The 21,817-nt window shown below is 62.6% G+C and carries 21 protein-coding genes and 2 pseudogenes; 13 read left to right on the top strand and 10 right to left on the bottom strand.

The window, feature by feature from the left end; all coding sequences use genetic code 11:
• Positions 1-9: 9 nt before the first annotated feature.
• The 5 genes from AC2CGW_RS07835 to AC2CGW_RS07815 form a co-directional block, all read right to left on the bottom strand.
• Positions 10-885, bottom strand: coding sequence for a DNA-binding protein (locus AC2CGW_RS07835; RefSeq protein ID WP_288377437.1), 876 nt, complete (start codon positions 883-885; stop codon positions 10-12).
• Between the two features lie 144 nt (positions 886-1,029).
• A complete protein-coding gene (locus AC2CGW_RS07830; protein WP_186709147.1) occupies positions 1,030-1,908 on the bottom strand; it encodes a helix-turn-helix transcriptional regulator in 879 nt (292 codons plus the stop codon).
• Positions 1,905-3,317 carry an aminotransferase gene (locus AC2CGW_RS07825; protein WP_288377435.1) on the bottom strand — a complete coding sequence of 471 codons (1,413 nt, stop codon included), beginning with the start codon at positions 3,315-3,317 and terminating at the stop codon, positions 1,905-1,907. The genes AC2CGW_RS07830 and AC2CGW_RS07825 overlap by 4 nt, the downstream gene beginning before the upstream one ends.
• A gap of 34 nt (positions 3,318-3,351) precedes the next feature.
• Positions 3,352-4,458, bottom strand: a complete 1,107-nt coding sequence (locus AC2CGW_RS07820; protein WP_125929863.1) for a polyamine ABC transporter substrate-binding protein — start codon at positions 4,456-4,458, stop codon at positions 3,352-3,354.
• Between the two features lie 119 nt (positions 4,459-4,577).
• Positions 4,578-5,261 carry a metallophosphoesterase gene (locus tag AC2CGW_RS07815; protein ID WP_186664590.1) on the bottom strand — a complete coding sequence of 228 codons (684 nt, stop codon included), beginning with the start codon at positions 5,259-5,261 and terminating at the stop codon, positions 4,578-4,580.
• A gap of 75 nt (positions 5,262-5,336) precedes the next feature.
• On the opposite strand from AC2CGW_RS07815, the gene AC2CGW_RS07810 reads away from it, so the two are divergent.
• Both AC2CGW_RS07810 and AC2CGW_RS07805 read left to right on the top strand, forming a co-directional pair.
• Entirely contained in the window at positions 5,337-5,849 is a 513-nt protein-coding gene (locus AC2CGW_RS07810; protein ID WP_288377431.1) for a DUF3016 domain-containing protein, read from the top strand.
• 68 nt (positions 5,850-5,917) lie between these two features.
• A complete protein-coding gene (locus AC2CGW_RS07805; RefSeq protein ID WP_288377430.1) occupies positions 5,918-6,160 on the top strand; it encodes a hypothetical protein in 243 nt (80 codons plus the stop codon).
• A gap of 4 nt (positions 6,161-6,164) precedes the next feature.
• On the opposite strand, the gene AC2CGW_RS07800 is transcribed toward AC2CGW_RS07805, so the two are convergent.
• On the bottom strand, positions 6,165-6,662 hold the full coding sequence (locus tag AC2CGW_RS07800) for a methylated-DNA--[protein]-cysteine S-methyltransferase (protein ID WP_186719420.1): 498 nt from the start codon (positions 6,660-6,662) through the stop codon (positions 6,165-6,167).
• A gap of 83 nt (positions 6,663-6,745) precedes the next feature.
• Positions 6,746-7,552 carry a lipopolysaccharide biosynthesis protein gene (locus AC2CGW_RS07795; protein ID WP_288377429.1) on the bottom strand — a complete coding sequence of 269 codons (807 nt, stop codon included), beginning with the start codon at positions 7,550-7,552 and terminating at the stop codon, positions 6,746-6,748.
• Positions 7,553-7,867: 315 nt separating this feature from the next.
• Between AC2CGW_RS07795 and AC2CGW_RS07790 the strand changes: the two genes are divergently transcribed.
• The 3 genes and pseudogenes from AC2CGW_RS07790 to AC2CGW_RS07780 form a co-directional block, all read left to right on the top strand.
• A complete protein-coding gene (locus AC2CGW_RS07790; RefSeq protein WP_186664582.1) occupies positions 7,868-9,091 on the top strand; it encodes an SfnB family sulfur acquisition oxidoreductase in 1,224 nt (407 codons plus the stop codon).
• A gap of 9 nt (positions 9,092-9,100) precedes the next feature.
• Positions 9,101-10,474 (top strand): LLM class flavin-dependent oxidoreductase, encoded by a 1,374-nt coding sequence (locus AC2CGW_RS07785; protein ID WP_186709125.1) that lies wholly within the window; start codon positions 9,101-9,103, stop codon positions 10,472-10,474.
• Positions 10,471-10,617: pseudogene (locus AC2CGW_RS07780) on the top strand (metal ABC transporter permease); the annotation flags it as partial. The gene AC2CGW_RS07785 and the pseudogene AC2CGW_RS07780, both read left to right, overlap by 4 nt.
• 140 nt (positions 10,618-10,757) lie before the next feature.
• Here the strand turns inward: AC2CGW_RS07780 and AC2CGW_RS07775 are convergent.
• Positions 10,758-11,255, bottom strand: coding sequence for a hypothetical protein (locus AC2CGW_RS07775; protein WP_484573807.1), 498 nt, complete (start codon positions 11,253-11,255; stop codon positions 10,758-10,760).
• A gap of 371 nt (positions 11,256-11,626) precedes the next feature.
• Here AC2CGW_RS07775 and AC2CGW_RS07770 point away from each other — a divergent pair, with 371 nt between their 5' ends.
• From AC2CGW_RS07770 to AC2CGW_RS07740, 7 genes and pseudogenes are all read left to right on the top strand, one after another.
• Positions 11,627-12,460 carry an oxidoreductase gene (locus AC2CGW_RS07770; RefSeq protein WP_484573806.1) on the top strand — a complete coding sequence of 278 codons (834 nt, stop codon included), beginning with the start codon at positions 11,627-11,629 and terminating at the stop codon, positions 12,458-12,460.
• A gap of 22 nt (positions 12,461-12,482) precedes the next feature.
• Positions 12,483-13,421, top strand: a complete 939-nt coding sequence (locus AC2CGW_RS07765; protein WP_484573805.1) for an AraC family transcriptional regulator — start codon at positions 12,483-12,485, stop codon at positions 13,419-13,421.
• Positions 13,422-13,470: 49 nt separating this feature from the next.
• On the top strand, positions 13,471-13,809 hold the full coding sequence (locus AC2CGW_RS07760) for a VOC family protein (RefSeq protein WP_186664576.1): 339 nt from the start codon (positions 13,471-13,473) through the stop codon (positions 13,807-13,809).
• A 236-nt stretch (positions 13,810-14,045) separates the two neighbouring features.
• Complete coding sequence (locus tag AC2CGW_RS07755; RefSeq protein ID WP_186719428.1) at positions 14,046-14,294, top strand: ankyrin repeat domain-containing protein; 249 nt, start codon at positions 14,046-14,048, stop codon at positions 14,292-14,294.
• 31 nt (positions 14,295-14,325) lie between these two features.
• Positions 14,326-15,318 (top strand): toxin-antitoxin system YwqK family antitoxin, encoded by a 993-nt coding sequence (locus tag AC2CGW_RS07750; protein ID WP_186711333.1) that lies wholly within the window; start codon positions 14,326-14,328, stop codon positions 15,316-15,318.
• Between the two features lie 378 nt (positions 15,319-15,696).
• The gene (locus tag AC2CGW_RS07745; RefSeq protein ID WP_186664569.1) at positions 15,697-17,283 is read left to right on the top strand and encodes an ABC-F family ATPase; all 1,587 of its coding nucleotides are present in this window, start codon (positions 15,697-15,699) and stop codon (positions 17,281-17,283) included.
• A gap of 264 nt (positions 17,284-17,547) precedes the next feature.
• A pseudogene (locus AC2CGW_RS07740) lies at positions 17,548-18,374 on the top strand (UDP-N-acetyl glucosamine 2-epimerase); the annotation flags it as partial.
• Here AC2CGW_RS07740 and AC2CGW_RS07735 read toward each other — a convergent pair.
• A complete protein-coding gene (locus AC2CGW_RS07735) occupies positions 18,372-19,670 on the bottom strand; it encodes an ATP-binding protein (RefSeq protein WP_186664567.1) in 1,299 nt (432 codons plus the stop codon). The pseudogene AC2CGW_RS07740 and the gene AC2CGW_RS07735 overlap by 3 nt on opposite strands.
• A 6-nt stretch (positions 19,671-19,676) precedes the next feature.
• Positions 19,677-20,378, bottom strand: coding sequence for a response regulator (locus AC2CGW_RS07730; RefSeq protein ID WP_186664565.1), 702 nt, complete (start codon positions 20,376-20,378; stop codon positions 19,677-19,679).
• 260 nt (positions 20,379-20,638) lie between these two features.
• On the opposite strand from AC2CGW_RS07730, the gene AC2CGW_RS07725 reads away from it, so the two are divergent.
• A complete protein-coding gene (locus AC2CGW_RS07725) occupies positions 20,639-21,808 on the top strand; it encodes an efflux RND transporter periplasmic adaptor subunit (RefSeq protein ID WP_484573804.1) in 1,170 nt (389 codons plus the stop codon).
• The last annotated feature ends 9 nt before the right edge of the window (positions 21,809-21,817 follow it).

The raw sequence follows: 21,817 nt of genomic DNA, 5'->3' as shown, positions 1-21,817 counted from the left end.
TTGATTTATCTACGCGCCCTTTGCCTGGAAGGTCTCCAGCTGCGCACAGCGCGCCTCGCTCTGTATCAGACGATCCTGCAGACGCTCGATCAGGCGCATCTGTTCGGCGCAGATGTCACGCTGACCCACCAGCGCCTGACGCTCGCCGTCCAACTGCCGACGCACCTCCTCGCTCGCCCCCTGCGCCTGGGCCAGGATCGAGCGCAGCCCTTGAACCTGGGCATCGCGCTGCTCCAATTGTTCGTCGAGTTGTTTGTGCTGGGCGCTGGCCTGTCGGCATTCGGTCAGCAGGCGCTCATTCTCACGGTGCAGGTGTGTCAGTTGTTCCTGGCGGGCGATCGCGTCCTGCTGCAACTGACGCAAATCCCCTTGCGACTGCTGCAACTGCTCGTCCTTGTCGGCCAGCCTGAGCTGCAGTTCGCCCAGGGATTGGTTGAGGCTGGCGCTGCGCAATTGCTCGGCCTGCAGGGTGGTCAGCGCCGTTTCGAGCCTTTCCGACTCGGCCGCAAGGGCGCTGGCCTGAATCTGTTGTTGCTGGTGAGCAGCAGCGAGCGCCTGTTGGGCGAGTTGCAACTGCGCCTGCAACTGTTCGCGCTGTTTATCGAATTCGGCCTGCGCGTCGCGAATACGCGCCTCCCCTTCCTCGCGCAACTGCTCGGCCAGTTGGCCGACGAAACGCCCCAACGTGTCGCTGAGGGCCGGTGAGTGTTTATCTGCCAGCGGTTGCAGCGCCTCGAGCTCCTTCATGTAGCGATGAATGGTGGTTTTCGAGCCGGTGTTGCCCAGCTCGATGCGTACCGCATCGATACTCGGATGCTCGCCCCGGGCGATCAGCGCCTGCCGTGCCTGCTGTACTGCCGCCTTGTCGATGCCGCCCCGGGCCATGCTTGCTCCTACGATTTCGTACCGTGGTATGTAGGCTGTAATTACATACTAGAACCTTAGATTTTCCCAGCAGATTCTTAGGCTCTGTACGAAATGTGCCGGAGAGCCGATTGAGCTCGCGTGAACCAGGAACCCGGGTTGGCCCTAGCCCTGACGCAGCCAATCGATAAAACGAGCGAACAACTCTGACTGAGAGTTGATGCCCAGCTTCAGATAGAGGTTCTTGCGATGCATGCGTACGGTTTCAGGCGAAATGCCGAGGTCCTGCGCCGTGGACTTTACCGAATGCCCGCGCAGGATCATGTGCGCGACTTCCCGTTCGCGGTCCGTCAGCACCTGGCAGCCGAAGCTGTCGAACGCAGCCTGCAGACTTGCATGCTCCAGCGTCGCGACACCGGGTTCGAGGTTATGCCGTGCATAACGGCCCAGCAGGTCGCGCACCATCGGTTCGACCGCACGCAACAGGTCGATCTGTTGCGCGCTCAGCCGTGTGCCGCTGCAGCCCTGGAACAGGCTGAGGGAGAGTTTGCGGCCATCGCTGAGGTCGGCGATGTAGTAGCTGTCTTCGCTGCAGCCAGTGCCCAGGTAATAGGCCTTGTAGTAGTCACTGTCGAAGAAGTTGTCCGGCGCGATGTCCTGGAGGTGATAGAAACCTTCAGCCAGCCCGCTCTGCACCGCGAGGCAGAAAGGATCGAGCAGGTAACCGGCGGCGAAATAGCGGTTGAGCACGGCATCGCGATGGGCATCGGGAATGCCTTGCTGGTACAACAGGCGCGGCGCCTGTCCCTGGCTTTCGACGCTGATCATCATCGACTCGACCGCCACCAACTGGCCCAGCGCCCTGGCCAGATACTGCAGGGCCTGCGGTGATTCGCTATGGGCCAACGCACTTTGCAGCGCCGCATGCCACTGCTGCAGCGCGCCGAGGGTAAGGGCAATCGGTGTGTCGGGAGAGGCCTGGGTCATGCCCGGCAGTCTAGCCTGCCGGACACGCCCACGCACAGCCCGCTGCAGGCTGCTCATCGCCCCTGGTACAACCCTTGCGCCGTGAGCTCGCGCGCGGTTTCGAGAATGCACTGGCGCAGGGTTTCGACGATCTCGTCAACCTGGGCGCGGGTGACGATCAGCGGCGGCGACATCACGTTCAAGTGCATGATCGGCCGTACCAGCAGGCCTTTGGCCTGGGCTTTGCTATGGATGCGCTCACCGATGTTGATCGCATCGTCGAACAGTGCCTTGCTCGCCTTGTCGGCGACGAATTCGACACAAGCCATCAGCTTGAGGCAGCGCACATCGCCCACCAGCGGCAGGTCACGCAAGGTTTGCAGGCGCTGCTCCAGGTAGCTGCCGACCTCGTTGACGTGGGCCAGCAGGTTTTCGCGCTCGATGATCTCGATGTTCTTCAGTGCTGCCGTGCAACACACCGGATGGCCGCTGTAGGTGAAACCGTGGGTAAAGCAGCGCCCCTTGCCCGGCTCGGCGATCACCTGCCAGATGCGCTCGGAGAAGATGCACGCACCCAACGGCAGGTAGGCAGAGGTCAGACCCTTGGCTGTGGTGATGATGTCTGGGGTTACGCCGAACAGTTCTTCGCTGGCAAAGAAGGTGCCCAGGCGCCCGAACGAAGTCACTACTTCGTCGGCGACGAACAGGATGTCGTAGGTCTGGCACAGCTGCCACATGCGCGCGAAGTATCCCTTGGGTGGGATGATCACTCCGCCCGAACCCATGATCGGTTCGGCGAAGAAGGCGGCAACGTTGTCGGCGCCCAGGGAGAGAATCTTGTCTTCGAACTCGGCGACCAGAAAATCGAGGAATTCGGCCTCGTCCATGTTGTCCGGGGCGCGGTACGGGTTGGGGTTGGAGATGTGGTGGATCAGGTCGTGGGCGTAGTCGAACTCAGGCACCCGGTCGGCGGCCTTGTTGCCGATCTGCATGGTCAGGGTGGTCGAGCCATGGTAGGCGTTGTAGCGGGCGATGATGTGTTTCTTGCCCGGCTTGCCGCGGCAGTTCTGGTAGTACTGGATCAGCCGGTAGGCGGTGTCCACGGCAGTAGACCCACCTGTGGTGAGGAAGACATGGTCCAGGTCGCCCGGTGCCAGTTGCGCAAGCTTGCGGCACAGCTCGATGGCCACGTCGTTGGCCATGTCCGAGAACGGGTTCGAATAGGCAAGCTTGCGCACCTGGTCGGCAATGGCCAAGGCCATTTCCTCGCGCCCCAGGCCAATGTTGGTGCACCACATGCCGCCAACGGCATCGAGGAAGCGGTTGCCTTGGGTATCGCGGATGTAGGCGCCTTCGCCTTCGATAATGTTCAGCGCGCCCTGTTGGCGATGCTCGTCGAACATATGATAACCGTGCATGTAATGGGCCTTGTCGGCTTCCACCAATGGATCGTGGGCGATAGCGAATGCGTTGCTTGAAGTGGCCATGGGCAGCTCCTTGGCGAGGATCGTTCGAAAATGTTCAGAAACCGGTCTTGACCGTGCTCCAGACCCGCGTGATCGCACGCATGTCCTTGGGTGTCTGGGTCTTTTGCGCGAACAGCCGTTCGCGGGTCTGGGCGTCCGGGTAGATCGCCGGGTCCTGGCGGATATCGGCCTGTACCAGAGCGGTGGCCGCGGCATTGCTGTTGGCGTAGTGGATGAAGTTGGTCACCTTGGCCATGGTCTGTGGCTGCAGCAGGAACTCGATGAAGCGATGGGCGTTGCTGACGTGCGGCGCATCCTTGGGGATGTAGAGGTTGTCGAACCAGATCAGCGAGCCTTCCTTGGGAATGAAGAACGCCAGCTTGATAGCCTTCTTCGCCTCCACCGCACGCGCCTGGGCGGTGGCGTAGTCACCCGACCAGGTCAGAGCCAGGCACACGTCGCCGTTGGGCAGGCTGGTCAGGTAGTTGACCGAGTCGAACTTGCGGATATAGGGGCGGATGCCCAGCAGCAGCTGTTCGGCAGCCTTGAGGTCCGCAGGTGCGGCGCTGCGCGGATCCTTGCCCAGGTACTGCAGGGCCAGTGGAATCACTTCGGTGGGGGCGTCCATCAAAGTCACCCCGCAATCGGCGAAGCGCGAAACAATGGCCGGGTCGAACAACATGGCCAGCGAGCCGATCGGTGCGTCGGGCATGCGCGCCTTGATCTTGTCGACGTTGTAGGTAACGCCGGAGCTGCCCCAGGTGTAGGGCGCCGAGTACTTCAGGCCAGGGTCGTAACCTTGCAGGTTGCTGACCACCTGCTCGTCGAGGTTGTGCCAACTGGGCAGTTGCTGTTTGTCCAGGGCCTGGAATACGCCGGCCTGGATCAGCGGCGGTACCAGCGACGCATTGAGCATGACCAGGTCGTAGCCGGAGCGCCCGGTGAGCAGTTTGGTCTGGACCGTTTCATAGCCATCGAAGGTGTCGTACACCACTTTGATACCGGTGGCCTTTTCGAAGTCGGCCAAGGTGGTTTCACCGATGTAGTCAGTCCAGTTGTACAGCCTGAGCGTGTTGCTGCTGTCCCCCTCTGCCGCTGCCTGCACCAGTGCCGTCGAGGACACCAGCAACAGACCGCCAATCACCTTCAGTGCCTTGCGCATAGCAACTCCATCGTGTGACTGCTCCGGATTGAGCCGATGGGGTCACTATGGGAGGTCTGGCTGGCTGCAGACATAACCCGAATGTGTGGGTGGTCGTTTTTGGGAAGGTCGCAGATGTGTCACTCGTTGATCAGCGTCAGCGTGCCGATATCCAGCAGGCTGAAAAAACCGCTGCTCCAGCCACCGGTATCCAGGTGCCACACGTTGCCCAATACCTTGTGCGTGAGCACCGGGGTGTGCCCGACCAGCAGCGCACGCAGCCCTTGGATGGGTTCGCTATCGGCGCTCTTCAGGCGCCGGCGCGACCATTGGCAGACCTCGCGCACGGCAGGGTCGTCCCGAGTCTGCAGGCAGGCGCGCAGCTCAGCCCAGTCGGCGAACGGACTGTCTGCATGCAGCATGCCGACCAACCCGCAGGCAGTCTGTACTTCGAGCGCGACCGGCAGGCGTTCGAACTGCTCGACGAAGCGCGCCTGCTCAGCCTTGGGCAAGTCGAGAAACCAGCCCCCGCCCGCCGCACGGTACATGTCCAGATCAACACGGCCACCGCGATAGTGGCTGATGGCCAATGCTTCGTGATTGCCCTGCACCGCATGAAACCAGGGATGCGCCAGCCAGTTCAGGGCCTCTTCGCTGGTCGGGCCCCGGTCGACCAGGTCACCGACACTGAACAGCCGATCGACCTCGGGATCGAATGCCGCCTGCTCGAGCGCGGCCTGCAGGCGTTGGAAGTGCCCGTGGATATCGCCGACCGCCAAGTCCCGCCCTTTGTCGTTGGCAGCTAGCTGCCGAAAACGCGCCATTACATCATTCCTCTGCTGTGTCGCCGGCACCAGGCGTAGAATGGCGAGACAACGAGCCCGTCGCGGAGGTGCATCATGCGCTCTACCCTAGCCTGCGCTGCACTGCTGGTGCTGGCATACGACAGCATGGCACAAGGCATCCCGCCCGCGCAGGTCCAGGTCAGCTTCGATCACCCGGAAAAATTCCGCGATGCCAGCCTGAACAGCCCCGGCTATGAGCGCGGCGCCGACCCAGAAGTGATGACGGCACTCACCCGGCACCTGGAAAAACTTGGCCAGCGCTACCTTCAGCCCGGTCAGCGAGTACACATCGACATCCGCGACATTGATCTGGCCGGCCGCTACGAACCCTGGAACAGTCAGGCCTATAACGTACGCTTCATGCGCGAAATCACCTGGCCGACCATCGAACTCAGCTACACCCTCGTTCAACCCGGCCAGACCGAGCACAAGGCCGAGGAACGCGTCAGCGACAAGATGTACCTGAGCCGCCCAGGCCGCGTGGGCAGCAGCGATCGCCTGTATGCCGAGAAGGCCATGCTCGATGACTGGTTCCGCCAGCGCTTCGCTGCAAGGCCGGCGTCCTGAGTTTTGCTGGTTAGTTGCGAGCGGCTGAGGGTATCCTCTCCCTTTGTATCACCCAAGGAAGGATCCCCGTGAAGTACCTGCTGCTGGCATTCGCCAGCTATGCCTCCTGCTACTACCTGGTTGGTTTGCTGATTCGCGGCAGGCTGGCAGACATCGCCGAAGGGTTGCGCCATCGCCCGGATGCGCCGACACCCGGCCAGTACCTGCGTGAAGTCGAACGCCATGCCCGACGGGCGCAGCGGCACTACAGCCTGTTCGTAGGCTCGGTGCTCGCGCTGGTGCTGTGCGCGTTGGCGTGGTGGTTGAGCTGAGCGCTCAGAACAGCGACAGGCTCTGCCTGCCCTCAAGCGCCAGCAGGTACTGCTTGGCAGGCAACCCGCCGGCAAAGCCTGTAAGGCCGCCCGAGGCACCGATCACCCGATGGCAGGGTGCGATGATCGAGATCGGGTTGCGGCCATTGGCTGCCCCTACCGCGCGTACCGCCGCGGGGTTGCCGATCTGTCGGGCGATATCGCTGTAGCTGCGGGTCTGGCCGAAAGGAATGGTCAGCAGCGCCGCCCAGACCTGGCGCTGGAATTCAGTGCCATCGAAGTCCAGGGGCAACTCGAAGCGCTGGCGTTGACCGGCAAAATACTCACCCAACTGATGGGCAGTTTCCCGCAGCACTGGCGCCTGGTCATCACGGTGCAGTTCGCCAAGGCGCACCCGGTTGGCACGCTCCTCTTCCCACAGCACGGCGGCCAGGCATTCGCCACGGGCGACCAGTGTCAGGGTGCCAACTGGCGATGGCATGAGAGTGAAGGCGCTGGACATGGCAACTCCTGATACAGGCTGACGACCCCGGCACTCTACCTATCGCCCGATGGCGCTGCATCCGCTTTCTTGACGTGTAATGCTCACGCCACGGCCGTCGCTCGGGCCGCGAGGGCACGGGCCTGCTGCAGGTCGATCCTGGGGATCAACGCCGGGGGGATGCGTGAGCGGGCCGAGAGGTTATGAACGCGGAAACGCTCGCCCATCACCTGGTGCGCCATCAGGCTCAGTGACGGCAGGATACGACTGTCCCAGTGCTGGTCGAGGCCACAGGGCGAGCGCTTGCCACCGGACGTCTCGTAAAAGCGCCCTGCCGACTGGTCCAGATCCACGCCGACCAGTAGCACATCGTCGAAACCCAGGTGGTAAGCCAGTTGCAGGGCTACAAAAGCCACGGTCCGGGCATCGAAGAAACCGTATGAGAGGTTCCTGCTGAAACCGATCGAACGCGCCCGCTTGCTCCACAGCGTGCGGTTGCGGGCATAGCGGCCATCCCCGAGCCCCAGCCATTCACTAAACGTTGGGTCCAGGGCCTTGAGCAGCGGGTAGCGCTCGGTGTCCTCAGGCAGGTCGAACAGGTCGAACTGCTCCGGCCACAGTGCCAATCGGGGGCTGCAGTGCAACGCCATGGCAAAAAGCTCGGGTTGCTGGTTGCAGAAGTCCTTGTCGGTGCAAATGTAGAAGAATGGGCGCATATCCGTGCCCACCAGCATCGAAATCGAGCCATTCATGGCGATGATCGGGACGCTGGCAAAATCTTCGAGCGGGAAATCTTTCGCTGACGCGCCTGACGCCAGGATCACCACAGGGCCTTTCTGGGTATTGCGACACGCCTCAAAGCTGGAGAACGCCCCGCGTGCAGCCTCAGGCTGCGACGGAAGTTGGTTCATGGGTCTAGCCAATGGTGTAGGTCAATTCAGGATACAGTTGTTCACAATTCTTAAATGGTTTTTTACAAAACCCTTACATAGAAACGTCGGGATAGCATTTTGCCTTCGAGCGATGCTGCGTCGCGGGGCGGCAGGTACAGCGATATGTCTCTCTGGCAACTGTCTGCTCAGCAACAGCTGGCCAACATCTGATTGCCCAAGGGGCGACACCTCGTTCGATAAAATCCACCAAGCTACTGATTTTATTGAGATAAATTCGCTGGCACGGTTTCTGCTCCAGTGATCTGTGTACACGCACAGTATCCCGAGGAACCCATGTCCACGCCTGCCGTTTCTGCCTCCTACGACATCCGCCAGCCGGATGCCCATGTCATCCGCGACGATGCAGAAGCCATCGCCGTTGCCCATCAGGTCGCCGCGCTGCTGCGTGAAGGCGCCGCCGAGCGTGACCGGCGCCGAGAAGTCCCGGCTGATGTGGTCGATGCCTATTCCAACAGCGGTCTGTGGGGCATCACTGTGCCTCGTGCCTATGGTGGTGCCGAAGTATCCTTCGCCACCCTGGCGCGGGTGATCGCCATCGTCTCGGCTGCCGACCCGTCGCTTGGACAGATTCCGCAAAACCACTACTGCCTGCTCGAAGACATCCGCCTGCAAGGCACCGAAGAGCAGCACCGCTTCTTCTTCGACCTGGTACTCAAAGGCCATCGCTTTGCCAACGCACTGTCTGAAACCGGTGGCAAGACCGTCCAGGACATCCGTACCCGCCTGGTCGCCGAAGCTGACGGCTACCGTATCGACGGCCGCAAGGGCTACTGCACCGGCTCGCTCTATGCCCATTGGATCGGCGTACTGGCCCTGGACGAACAGGACCGGGCACAACTGGCCTTTGTGCCACGTGGCACTCCTGGGTTGGTGGTCGTCGACGACTGGAACAGCATGGGCCAGCGCACCACCTCCAGCGGCACCGTGCTGCTAGACGGATTGCGCGTGCCTGCATTCAACCTGTTCCCCAGCTACCGCTCCTACGAGCACCCTACCCTCGCCGGCCCCTTCGCCCAGCTGACCACTGCGGCAATTGACGCCGGCATCGGCCGCGCGGCGCTGGACGACACCATCGCCTTTGTTCGCGAACATGCCCGTCCGTGGATCGATGCCGGTGTCGAAAAAGCCAGTGAGGATCCGCTCACCATCATCCAGATCGGCTCCCTGGAGATCCGCCAGGAAGCCGCCGAGGCCCTGCTCGAGCGTGCCGGCAAGGTGCTGGATACCGCCAAGCCCGCGCCGAACGACGACAACGTCGCCGCCGCTTCGGTGGCGGTGGCCAAGGCCAAGGTGCTGACTACCGAGGTGTCGATTGAGGCCAGCAACCGCCTGTTCGAACTGGGCGGGACCCGCTCCTCGCTGCTGCAGCACAACTTCGACCGGCACTGGCGCAATGCCCGCGTGCATACCCTGCACGACCCCGTGCGCTGGAAATATCACCTGGTCGGTAACTGGGCCCTGAACGGTGTCCGCCCCACCCGCCACGACTGGAACTGAGGCTGCGCCATGACCAAGCAGATCCGTCTCAATGCCTTTGCCATGAACACGGTCGGGCACCTGTCGCCTGGGCTGTGGCGCCATCCGCGCGACCAGGCGACGCGCTACACCGATATCCATTACTGGATCGAACTGGCCCAGACCCTCGAGCGGGGCTGCATCGACGGCCTGTTCCTCGCCGATGTGCTGGGTGTCTATGACGTCTACGCCGGCAATGCCGATGAAGCGCTGCGCAGCGGTGCCCAGGTGCCGCTGAACGACCCGCTGCAATTGGTACCGGCAATGGCCGCAGCCACCCGGCATCTGGGGTTTGGCGTGACCGCCTCGGTGTCGTTCGAACACCCCTTTCCTTTCGCCCGGCGCATGAGCACCCTCGATCACCTGACCCAGGGCCGTGCCGGCTGGAACATCGTGACTTCCTACCTGTCCAGCGGGGCACGCAACCTCGGCCAGCCCGAGCAGATGAGCCACGACCAGCGCTACGCCCTGGCCGAGGAATACCTGCAGGTCTGCTACAAGCTGTGGGAAACCAGTTGGGAGGAGGATGCCGTGCGCGCCGACCGTGCCAGCGGCGTCTACACCGACCCGGCCAAGGTCCACGGCATCGACCATGACGGCACCTACTTCAAGGTTCCAGGCTTTCACCTCAGCGCCCCGTCACCACAGCGCACACCGGTGCTCTACCAGGCCGGTGCATCCAGCCGGGGGCGGGCCTTTGCCGCAGCCAACGCCGAATGCGTGTTTGTTGCAGCACCGAGCAAGACCGTGCTGAAGAAGCAGGTTGCCGATCTGCGTGCCGCAGCGGTCGCTGCCGGGCGCAAGGGCTCCGATATCCTGATCCTTGAACAGCTCACGGTGATCGTCGCCGAAACCGACGAGGCCGCGCAGGCCCGTCTGCGCGAGTACCGTGAGTACGCCAGTGCCAGTGGTTCGCTCTCGCTGATGTCGGGTTGGACAGGCATCGACTTTGCCGCCTACAGCCCCGACCAGATCCTGCGCGAGGTGCCCAGCGAAGCCATCCAGTCGGTAGTCGAGGGCTTCACCCGCGCCGACCCGACACGGACCTGGACCGTTGCCGAGATCGCCGAATATTGCTGCCTGGGCGGCGACGGCCCGCTGTTGGTCGGGTCGCCCACGACCGTCGCCGACCAGTTGCAGGCCTGGGTCGAAGACACTGACGTGGATGGCTTCAACCTGTCCAGCGTGGTCGTACCGGAAACCTTCGTTGCCGTGGTCGATCTGTTGGTCCCCGAACTGCAGGCGCGCGGCCTGTTCAAGCGCGAGTATGCCGAAGGCAGCCTGCGCAACAAGCTGTTCGGCCAGGGTGATCGCCTGCGTGCGCCCCATCCGGTGGCTGCGCTGCGCCAGGAGCGTGGGCGATGAATGCGCTGTTGGCCAATCTGGACTGGGGTGAAATCGGCCTCGCTTGCCTCGAGACCCTGAGCATGCTCGGCACGGCGCTGGGCTTTACCGTAGCGTTGGGGCTGCCGTTGGGTGTGCTGCTGTTTCTCACCGGGCAACGCCAGAAGCTGGCCAAGGCGCTGAACTCCCCTGAAGTGCGTCAATTCATCCTGACCCGCTACAAAGGGCAGATCGCACCTGGCTTCTGACAGCGCAATGTGGGTGCAGGGCATGCCGCCTTCTCTGCACCCCGTCCAACCGCCCCTTATTGAAGGGAAACAAGCTGGGCGCGCTGCGCGGGATCAAGGTCATTGATCGAGACGATCCGAAGTGCGCCCTGCGCCGCCTCCGCCACCGGCTGCCCCAGATCAGCCGAGACCCCGTCCGGCAACTTGTACATCGCACCGGTCAGCGGATCGACGATCAGCATGCCGATAGCACCGCCAAACAAGATGTTCGCCCAGTACCAACCGTCCACACTCGAGTCGAGTTCGACCTGTCGATCTGGGTATCCCTCTCTCATGAAACGCAACGTGTAGGTTTGGCCACGAAAATAACCCTCCCCCGACATCAGCGTCACCACCGCAGGCGTGCTGCCGCGATGAACGACCATCCCTGATTTGTTGATGACCTCGAAATTCGCACCCGCCGGGCTGCTCGTGACACTCACCGGATACTTGGAGTCACTGATGATACTGGCGCAACCCTGCAGCGCCAGGAGCGCCAGAAGCACCCCCATGGTTCTGGTTTTTTGAAAGCACACGGAATCGTTCCTCTAGACGCTGATCGACATTGACCAAGAAGGGATTCTCTAGGTGCGCTTTAGCGATGCATGTCATCTAAATAGCCATTGGCAGTAGGTGCTTTCCCAAAACTGGTTTCCTGCCCGTTGTAGGTATTTTTTTGACACCCCCTTCACGACATTTTCACGTCGCGGCTGGCACAGTTGCTCCACATCCGTGAAATACTTCGCCCGCCCTCCCCAGCGGGCTTTTCTTTGCCTGCAGCATCCCTGGCGGTTATCACCACGCTCGCTTTTGATAGAAACGGGCAAGGTTTCAAGAGCCCCCGGCATAGGGACGATCAGCCAATCCACCTAGCATGCTCGCGTACTCCCTACCCAGGATCGCGATCATGAGCGACAGCAAGACTCTCTTCATTACCGGCGTCAGCAGTGGTTTCGGCAGTGCCCTGGCCGAGGCGGCGCTCGCTGCCCGACATCGCGTCATCGGCACCGTACGCAACGACAGCGCGTTGACAGCGTTTCAGGCCCTGAACAGCGAACGCGCCCACGGGGTGATCCTCGATGTCACCGACTTCGCCCGCATAGACGCTGTGGTTGCACAGGTGCAGGCGCTTCACGGCCCCGTCGATGTGCTGGTGAACAACGCCGGCTACGGCCATGAAGGGATTTTAGAGGAATCCCCGCTGGAAGAGATGCGCCGGCAGTTCGAGGTCAATGTGTTCGGCGCCGTTGCCGTCACCAAGGCATTCGTCCCCTACTTTCGCCAGCGCCGGGCCGGCCACATCATCAACATCACCTCCATGGGCGGCACCCTCACGATGCCGGGCATTGCCTACTACTGCTCGAGCAAGTTCGCACTGGAGGGCATTTCCGATACCCTGAGCCAGGAACTGCGCCCGTTCGGCATCGCCGTTACTGCGGTGGCGCCGGGTTCGTTCCGTACCGACTGGGCCGGTCGTTCCATGCAGCGTTCGCCACGCAGCATCGCCGACTACGACCAGCGCTTCGACCCCATCCGCAAGGCACGCCAGGACAAGAGCGGCAAGCAGCTGGGCGACCCGCGCAAGGCAGCCCAGGCGATCCTGCAGGTCATCGCCAGCCCCAGTCCGCCCGACCACCTGCTACTGGGCAGTGACGCACTGGGCCTGGTGCGCGACAAGCTGCAGCGCATGAGCCAGGAGATCGATCAATGGCAAGACCTGACCTGCTCGACCGATGGTTGAGCGCCAGGCAGAGGACCGGGCAGTGACACAGACCGATACCCGCTGTGCGCGCATGGTGCAGTTGCTCACGCAGCTCGCGCCGATGGAAGGCTATAACCTCAGCGCGCTGCAAGACGTGCGCTTCCTGCGCTCGAACCGGCCGCTGAGCCATGTGCCGGTGCTTTACGAGCCCGGCATCGTTATCCTCTGCCAAGGCTGCAAGCGCGGCTACCTGGCTGACGAGGTGTATGTGTACGACGCTCGGCACTACCTGGTGGTGTCGGTTCCTGTGCCCTTCACCATGGAAACCGATGCCAGCGAAGACGAGCCGATGCTGGCCATCTATATACGCCTGGACCTGCAACTGGCCAGCGAGCTGACCTTGCAGGTGGACGAACTGCTGGGCAGCAGCAGCGAACCGCCGCGGGGCATGTACGCCTCGCCCATGGACGATGCGCTGCAGACCACGACACTGCGCTTTCTTGAAGCCATGACCATCGCGAGCGACGCGCAGATCCTCGGCCCGGCGCTGGTGCGTGAAATCTACTACCGCATCCTCTCTGGCGCCCAGGGCGGCTCGCTGCGTGCAGCCTTGAGTCGGCACGGCCATTTCGCCAAGCTGACCCGCGCACTGCGCACCATTCACAGCCGCTACCGGGAGCATCTGGACGTCGAGTCGCTGGCCCGCGAGGCCAGCATGAGCGTGCCCAGTTTCCATCGACACTTTCGCAGCGTGACCAACACCTCGCCCATGCAGTACCTGAAGTCGGCCCGTCTGCACCAGGCCCGGCTGCTGATGCTGCACGACGCCTTGAGCGCATCGGCAGCCGCCTTCAGCGTCGGCTATGAGAGCCCCTCGCAGTTCAGCCGCGAGTTCAAGCGTTTCTTCGGGCGTACGCCACAAGCCGAAATCGACTGGATGAAGGCGACCTACGCACTGCCCGCCCCCTCTGGCTCACCCCCCTACGTTTCCTCCCATTGAGCAAGGCGCTATCATCGGCCAATCCCTGCCGCGCCATTCGGAGAACACCATGCCGCTGAGCCCCCTGTTGCGTTGCCATGACCTGCAGAAAACGCGGGAGCATTACCGCGATACCTTGGGTTTCGAAGTTGCTGATTCGCAGCAAACGACGCTGACCGTGCACCTCGACGACAACCGGATCGTGTTCACCGAGCAAGACCTGTGGGGCCATTCACCGCAATGCACGGGCACGTTCTATTTCGTGATCGCCGATGTCGATGGGTATTTCGAACGCGTGCGCGATAAAGCCGAGATCGCATGGCCACTTCAGAACATGCCCTACGGCTCGCGAGAGTTCGGCGTGCGTGACTGCAATGGCTACTTCCTGGCGTTCACCCAGGCGCGCTGAGGTCTGGACGGCCTCTTGCCTCTTCTGATCGGGAGGCCTGCCGACCGTTGTCAATCAACTACACATGAAACAACGCACCTCCAATAATGCGACGCACTTCACAATAGTAAAACCGATAGTTCCGCGACATTAAGCTGCGCCAATTCCAAATAACAAACTCATGATGTAGCGCCATTAACGCTGCTCAAGCCTTCGCAGCTTGGTCAGTTCGCGTTCGACTCACTGGATGACGCTTGATGGGCCTGTGCCCCATCGATGCAACCAATAATGATGGCCAGACCGCACTTCCGTTCGCAGCCCTGTTCGGCCGCCTCGACATCCAGGCCGAACGGGTACAACGCGGCGCCGACCCGCTGCACAGGGACGTCAGGGGCAATACGGCGATGATGATCAGCCAATCCCAGGGTAACGATGCGACGGTTGCAGCTTTGAGGGCAATCGCAGGTCATTGGAGGCTAAAGATTTCTTACCAGGCGGCGATATAGCTGGCGATGTACCACCATAAAGGATGATGCCGTGAAGGTTCGCAACGCCGCTGCCGGAGCATGCGCTCTACTGGCGCTGGCCGGATGCTCGGAAAGCCAGCTCGACTACCGAAACGCCGAGGTCAACAACGGCCTGATCTACGCAGGCTCGGAAAACAAGCCCTTCACCGGGCTGGTCACCAACGTTCCGGAAAACTTCATGCGGGCCAACAATGGCTACATGGACACGCTGTTCAACCTCAACCAGACCCTCAAGAGCCTGAGGTCCGACCGCAACATGTACATGGGCCGTAACTTCGTGTGCGACGCCCAGGTCGAAAAAGGCTTCATCTCCGGTGATGTCTCCTGCTACCAGGCCAAGTCGCGGACACTGCGCTACACCGCGCAGTACAAGGACGGCAACATGGACGGCGCCCTGCAGATCTACGCCATCGATGGCCAGACCCGCCTGGCGAAGGCGGCGTTCAGCCAGGACCTGATCGATGGCAAGGTCGAGTTCTGGAGCCCGAATACCGGCAAGCTGGTCTACCTGCGCACGGCCCGCAACGGCAAATCCGACGGGGTGCAGGAGAACTACGATGAGAACAGCGGCCAGACGACCTACAAGGCCAAGGCCAGCAACGGCCAGCTGATCGGGACTGTCGAGCGATTTTCCGCGCAGGGCAAGCGCGTTTCAGAGGTTCCCTACGACAACGGCACACCCCATGGCGTTGCCCATGAATGGGACGCCAACACTGGCAACATGACCAAGCTGATCACCTTCGATCACGGGGTCTGGACCGGTGAATACCAGGAGTGGGCGGCGGACGGATCGCTGACTGCCCATCGGGTCTACGCCCGCAACGTGATGATGGAAGACAAGCTGGCGCCCGCCCAGGACGCAATCGCCGATACCGACGTCGACAAATGCGTTGCCGGACTGGTCGAAGCGTTTCGTGCTGAAAACGGCGAGGAAGCATTGATCCGGCATGACCAGATCGCCGAATGGGAGTCGGACTGCGGCAAGGCGCCCTGGATGGAGTGATCGTCACTGCAGGCGCCCTCTCGCAGGTTCCGGGATGGCGCCCCGCCCTCCTCGCACGGGCAGGCTATTTGTCCGGCGTGCCGCAAAGTGGCTGTGGATCAATCAACCAGGTGATACAATCCGCGCCCTCGAATCAGCGCATGAAGCGCTGAGCCTCCGTGAACGTCGCAGTACGCCCCGCGCAAGCCTGATACCGGGATCGCTCCCACTGGCCCCGGCACCTGGATGTCGCCCGCTACACCACGCGAATGGACTGCCGCTCCTCCTTGGCCTTGGGTGAGCGGGAAAAGCTGCCGCCTCGCGTCAAGCCACTCCGCAAGGGTTCAGGCGTGACGAAAGGCCATTCATACACCTCTGGAACTCCCGCAGGACAAGTACTTGATTTCTACAGCCAATATCACGATGCAGTTCGGCTCCAAGCCGCTCTTCGAGAACGTCTCGGTCAAATTCAACAACGGCAACCGCTATGGCCTGATCGGGGCCAACGGCTGCGGCAAGTCGACCTTCATGAAAATCCTCGGCGGCGACCTGGAGCCGTCCGCCGGCCAGGTGATGCTCGAGCCCAACACCCGCCTGGGCAAGCTGCGTCAGGACCAGTTCGCCTACGAGCAGTTCAGCGTCATCGACACGGTGATCATGGGCCACGGCCAACTGTGGAAGGTCAAGGCCGAGCGCGACCGCATCTACTCGCTGCCGGAAATGACCGAGGAAGACGGCATGGCCGTCGCCGAGCTTGAAACCGAATTCGCCGAGATGGACGGCTACACCGCCGAATCGCGCGCCGGCGAGCTGCTGCTGGGCCTGGGCATTCCGCTGGAGCAGCACTTCGGGCCGATGAGCGAAGTAGCGCCGGGTTGGAAGCTGCGTGTGCTGCTGGCGCAGGCACTGTTCTCCGATCCGGACGTGCTGCTGCTGGACGAACCAACCAACCACCTGGACATCAACACCATTCGCTGGCTGGAGAACATTCTCACGGCGCGTAACAGCACCATGGTGATCATTTCCCACGACCGTCACTTCCTCAACAGCGTCTGCACCCACATGGCCGACCTGGACTATGGTGAGCTGCGCCTGTTCCCGGGCAACTATGACGAGTACATGACCGCCGCCACCCAGGCGCGCGAGCAGCTGCTGTCGGACAACGCCAAGAAGAAAGCCCAGATCGCCGAACTGCAGACCTTCGTCAGCCGCTTCTCGGCCAACGCCTCCAAGGCCAAGCAAGCCACCTCGCGTGCCAAGCAGATCGACAAGATCCAGCTGGCCGAGGTCAAGCCCTCGAGCCGGGTCAGCCCGTTCATCCGCTTCGAACAGACCAAGAAGCTGCACCGCCAGGCCGTGGTCGTGGAAAAGATGGCCAAGGCCTTCGACGACAAGGTGCTGTTCAAGAACTTCGACATCACCATCGAAGCTGGCGAGCGCGTAGCGATCATCGGCCCCAACGGCATCGGCAAGACCACCTTGCTGCGCACGCTGGTAGGCGAAATGCAGCCCGATGCTGGCTCGGTCAAGTGGACCGACAGCGCCGAGGTGGGCTACTACGCCCAGGACCACGCCCATGATTTCGAAGACGATGTCACGCTGTTCGACTGGATGGGCCAGTGGACCAGCGGCGAACAGGTGATTCGTGGCACCCTGGGGCGCATGCTGTTCTCCAACGACGAGATCCTCAAGTCGGTGAAGGTCATCTCCGGCGGTGAACAGGGCCGCATGCTGTTCGGCAAGCTGACCCTGCAAAAGCCCAACGTGCTGGTGATGGACGAACCGACCAACCACCTGGACATGGAGTCGATCGAAGCACTGAACCTGGCGCTGGAGAATTACCCGGGCACGCTGCTGTTCGTCAGCCACGACCGTGAGTTCGTCTCGTCGCTGGCCACGCGGATCATCGAGCTGTCGGCCGATGGCGTGGTCGACTTCAGCGGCACCTATGACGACTACCTGCGTAGCCAGGGTGTCGTGGTCTAAGCCAGACCGACTTCATCGACACTGCGCCGCCTTTTTCGCGGGCAAGCCTGCTATCACCCCGGTGGTAGCGGGCTTGCCCGCGAATGCGTTGGGCGTGCCGCAAAGCGCTTGAACCCCCGCAATACATGGCCTTCGCGATAGCCACCGGCCACTACCCGGCGAATTGGACAACCTCGCCATCCCCTGCTTGTATCTACCCTCTACGTTCTACACGCAGACGTGAATCGCACAACTTCGTACAGGGAATAGGACGAGGACGCGACGATGGCTCACACCGTCATGATGGTATTCGGCACCCGCCCCGAAGCAATCAAGATGGCACCCCTGGCACGGGTGCTGCGCGAATGGCCGGAGATCGACCTGCACATCTGCTCCACCGGTCAACATCGGGAAATGCTCGAGCAAGTGCTGACCGCCTTCGGTCTGTCGGTCGATCAGGACCTGAAGGTAATGCCCCAGAACCAGACCCTCAATGGTCTGTCACGTGACCTGCTGGGCAGCCTCGACAACGCCTACGAACAGGTCCAGCCTGAGATCGTGCTGGTGCATGGCGATACCACCACCAGTTTCATCGCCGGCCTGGCCGCGTTCCATCGCCATATCCCCATCGGTCATGTCGAAGCCGGCCTGCGCACCGGCAACCTTCAGCAACCCTGGCCAGAAGAAGCCAACCGGCGCCTGACCGGCGTGCGCGCCGACCTGCATAGCGCATGATCCTCATCACCGGCCATCGCCGGGAAAACTTCGGCGCCGGCTTCGAGCGTATCTGCCTGGCACTCGCCGAACTGGCCCTGCGCTATCCGGACGTACAGTTCGTCTACCCGGTACACCTCAACCCGCAGGTGCAGAAATCGGTATACGGCGTGTTGTCCGGGCGGGACAACATTCACCTGGTCGCACCGCAGGACTACCAGCACTTCGTCTGATTGATGGCCCGCGCACACCTGATCCTCACCGACTCAGGAGGGGGGCAGGAAGAAGCCCCGGCGCTCGGCAAGCCCGTGCTGGTACTGCGCAAGGTGACCGCGCGACCGTCGGTGCTCGAAGGCGGTACGGTCAAGCTGGTCGGCACCCAGACCGAACGTATCCTAGCCTGCCGGCAGGCGGATCCTGAACTGCGCGCCCCCCAGCGAAGACTGCGCAACCGTCAAGGTTCCACCCTGCCCCTCGATGGCCCTGCGGCTGATCGCCAACCCCAGCCCAAAGCCCCCGGTGCTGCGGTCCCGACTGCGATCCAGGCGATAGAATGGCTGGAAGATTCGCTCACGCTCCTCAGGCGGTATGCCAATCCCGTCATCCTCGACCGTCAGCAGGCAAGCCCCGTCCGCTTCCAGCTTCAATCGCAGCAGCAAGCTCTCGTCGCAGTAGCGCATGGCATTGCGCACCAGGTTCTGTACCGCTCGCGCGGTCAGTCGAGGATCGAGCACGAAACGTGGCAGCTTGTCGTCGGCACGCACCTCCCATCTGATCCCGCGACCATCGAGTTCTTCGGCAAAGCTGCCCAGTACACTGTCGACCAGTTCCAGCAACGACACCTCGACGCGCTCGCGCACCTGGTCGGCGTTCTCCAGACGGCTGTACGACAGCAGCTCAAGCACCAGCTCGTCCAGCTCCCGCACATGCCCCACCAGTTCCAACAAACGCTTGCGGCTGGCCGGCGGCACTTCGTCGAACAGCAGCACCAGGCCGAAATCCAGGCGGGTCAACGGTGTGCGCAGCTCATGCGAGACCGCGTTGAGCAGCTCGCGCTGCTGGTTGACCTGGCGCTCCAGGTCTCCGGCCATGGTGTCGAACACCCCGGCCAGCTCGCCGATGTTCGAGCGCGGCGAGATCTGCGTACGCTCCGCCATCTCCCCGCGTCCCAGGCGCCGCGCGGTTTCCTTGAGCCGTTCCAGGTCGCGCCAGTGCGGCCAGACCCACAGCAGCAAGCAACCCAGCATGGCAGCGCCGATCAGCACGGTCACGCCCCACGACAACACATTGATGTCCAGCGGATCCGGCGGCGAGTGCAGGCGCACCAGCCAGTCCTTGTCCAGCGGCGCCAGCACGGTTTCGTAATAACCCCAGTCGGCGATGCGCACCGCATACAGCCCGTGCTCCAGCCGCGCACGCTCCTGCGGCGCAAGGTCGGCGGCGTCCATGCGCAGCAGTTGCACCTGCAAGGGCGCGAAGGCCGCGGCCAGGTCCTGCTCCACCGATGGCCATTGCTCACGCGGCGCCTGGTGGAACTGACGGACGATCAAAGATTGCACGCCCTTGGCCTGATCAAGGTTGTAGGCCATGAAGCGTTCGTGAAACGCACCGACGATAGCGTCGGGAATCAGCAGCAAGGCTCCGGCATAGGCGACGATGATCACCAGGTACAGGCGCACCAGGATCTTGAGCATGGCGCGTCAGTACTCCCACTCGACCCGGCTGAACAGATACCCCTTGCCCCACACGGTCTTGATCTTGCGGGCTTCGCCGGCGTTGTCGTCAAACTTGCGCCGCAGCTTGGAGATGGCTACGTCCACTGAACGGTCGGTACCGTTGAACTCGATGCCGCGCAATTGCTGGAGGATGCGGTCGCGGCTGAGCACCTCGCCGGCATTGCGGGCCAGCACGACCAGCAGGTTGTATTCGCCACTGGACAGCTCGACCTCGCTGCCGCGCCAATTCACGCTGCGTTCGGCCAGGTTGATGCACAGGCCGCCGACCTGGATCAGCTCGCTGTCCAGGCGCGGTTCATTGACACTGCTGCGGCGCAGCAAGGTGCGTACCCGGGCCAGCAGTACGCGGGGCTCGCAGGGCTTGGTCACGTAGTCATCGGCCCCCATTTCCAGGCCCAACACTTGATCGTGACTGTCGTCACGGGCCGTCAGCATCAGGATCGGCAGGCTTTGCGACTCCTGGCGCAGCAAGCGACACACCTGCAGGCCATCCAGGCCGGGCAGCATCAGGTCGAGCACCACCAGGTCGGGGCGCTGGCGACGAAACTCGTCGAGCACATGATCGCCACGGGCGATGACCCGGACATGGAAATCGTTGCGTTGCAGGTAGCTGGCAATCAGTTCGGACAGCGCGCTGTCGTCTTCGACCAGAAGGATGTTTGGCATGTGGGTCGTCATGAACAGATAGGCTTGAGACCTTACCGCCGTCATTGCCGGACAAGCCCGCGCCTACAGAGGCTGCGACTACCTGTGGAAGCGGGCTTGTCCGGCGATGGGGCCAGTGCAGTCAGTTGCTCGCAGGATATAGAATCCTACGCTCCACACGGCACGAGCCTTACACTTTTTCACACACGGCGTACACAGCTTAACAGCCCATGCGCGAGCGCCTGCCTTAGCATAGCGGCGATCCTATCCGGAAGATCCGTATGTCCATTCCCTTCTCCAAGTGCCCTTGGGCGATTCTCGCCTTGCTCACACTGGCCCTGACCGGCTGCAACGACGCCCCCGAACAGGACGCGCAAGCACCCTCCCCCCAGGTGCGGGTCGAAACCGTGCAGTTGCAGGCCCTGGCCATCAGTACCGAACTCAGCGGGCGTATTCTCGCGCCACGCACCGCCGAAGTCCGCGCCCGGGTTGCCGGCGTGGTGCTCAAGCGGGTGTACCGCGAAGGCAGCGACGTCAAACAGGGCGATGTGCTGTTTCTCATCGACCCGGCGCCGTTCAAGGCCGACCATGACAGCGCCCGCGCCGCGCTGGCCAAGGCCGAAGCTACCTTGTACCAGGCGCGCCTGCAGGAGCAGCGCTATCGCGAACTGGTCGACGACAAGGCCGTGAGCCGTCAGGAATATGACAATGCCCGCGCCGCCTTCCTCCAGGCGGACGCTCAGGTGGCCGAGGCCAGGGCCGCGCTCGAACGCGCGCGGCTCAACCTGGGCTATGCCACGGTCACTGCACCGATCTCCGGACGGATTGGCCGTGCGCTGGTCACCGAAGGGGCGCTGGTCGGACAGAACGAAACCACCGCGTTGGCCGTCATCCAGCAACTGGACCCGATCCACGCCGACGTTACCCAGTCGACCCGCGACCTCAACGCCCTGCGCCGCGCCATGCGCGCAGGCGAGCTGCAGCAGGTCGGCCGGGACCAGGCCCGCGCCACCCTGATCCAGGACGACGGCAGTGCCTATCCGCTGCCGGGCAAGTTGCTGTTCTCCGATATCAGCGTCGATCCAAGCACCAACCAGATCACCCTGCGCAGCGAATTCCCCAACCCCGATCTCGATCTGTTGCCCGGCAGCTACGTGCGTGTGCGCCTCGAGCAGGCCCTGCAGCCCAAGGGCATCAGCGTGCCGCAGCGGGCGATCCTGCGTGACAGCGCCGGCGTGCCCAAGGTGCTGGTGGTCGATGCCCAACAGCGCATCGAAGAACGCCAGGTGGTGCTGGGCAATGCCCAGGGCGACCGCTGGATCGTCAGCGAAGGCCTGGCCCCTGGGGAACAGGTGGTGGTCGAAGGGCTTCAGCACGTCAAGGCCGGCGACCAGGTCCGGGTCAATACCGGCAAGGCTGCCAACCCCATCGTCCAGCGCAACGGCCAGTGAGGGCCTGAT

The organism is Pseudomonas sp. SYWMCR5, assembly GCF_057197165.1.
This window is presented reverse-complemented; position numbering and strand designations above follow the sequence as displayed.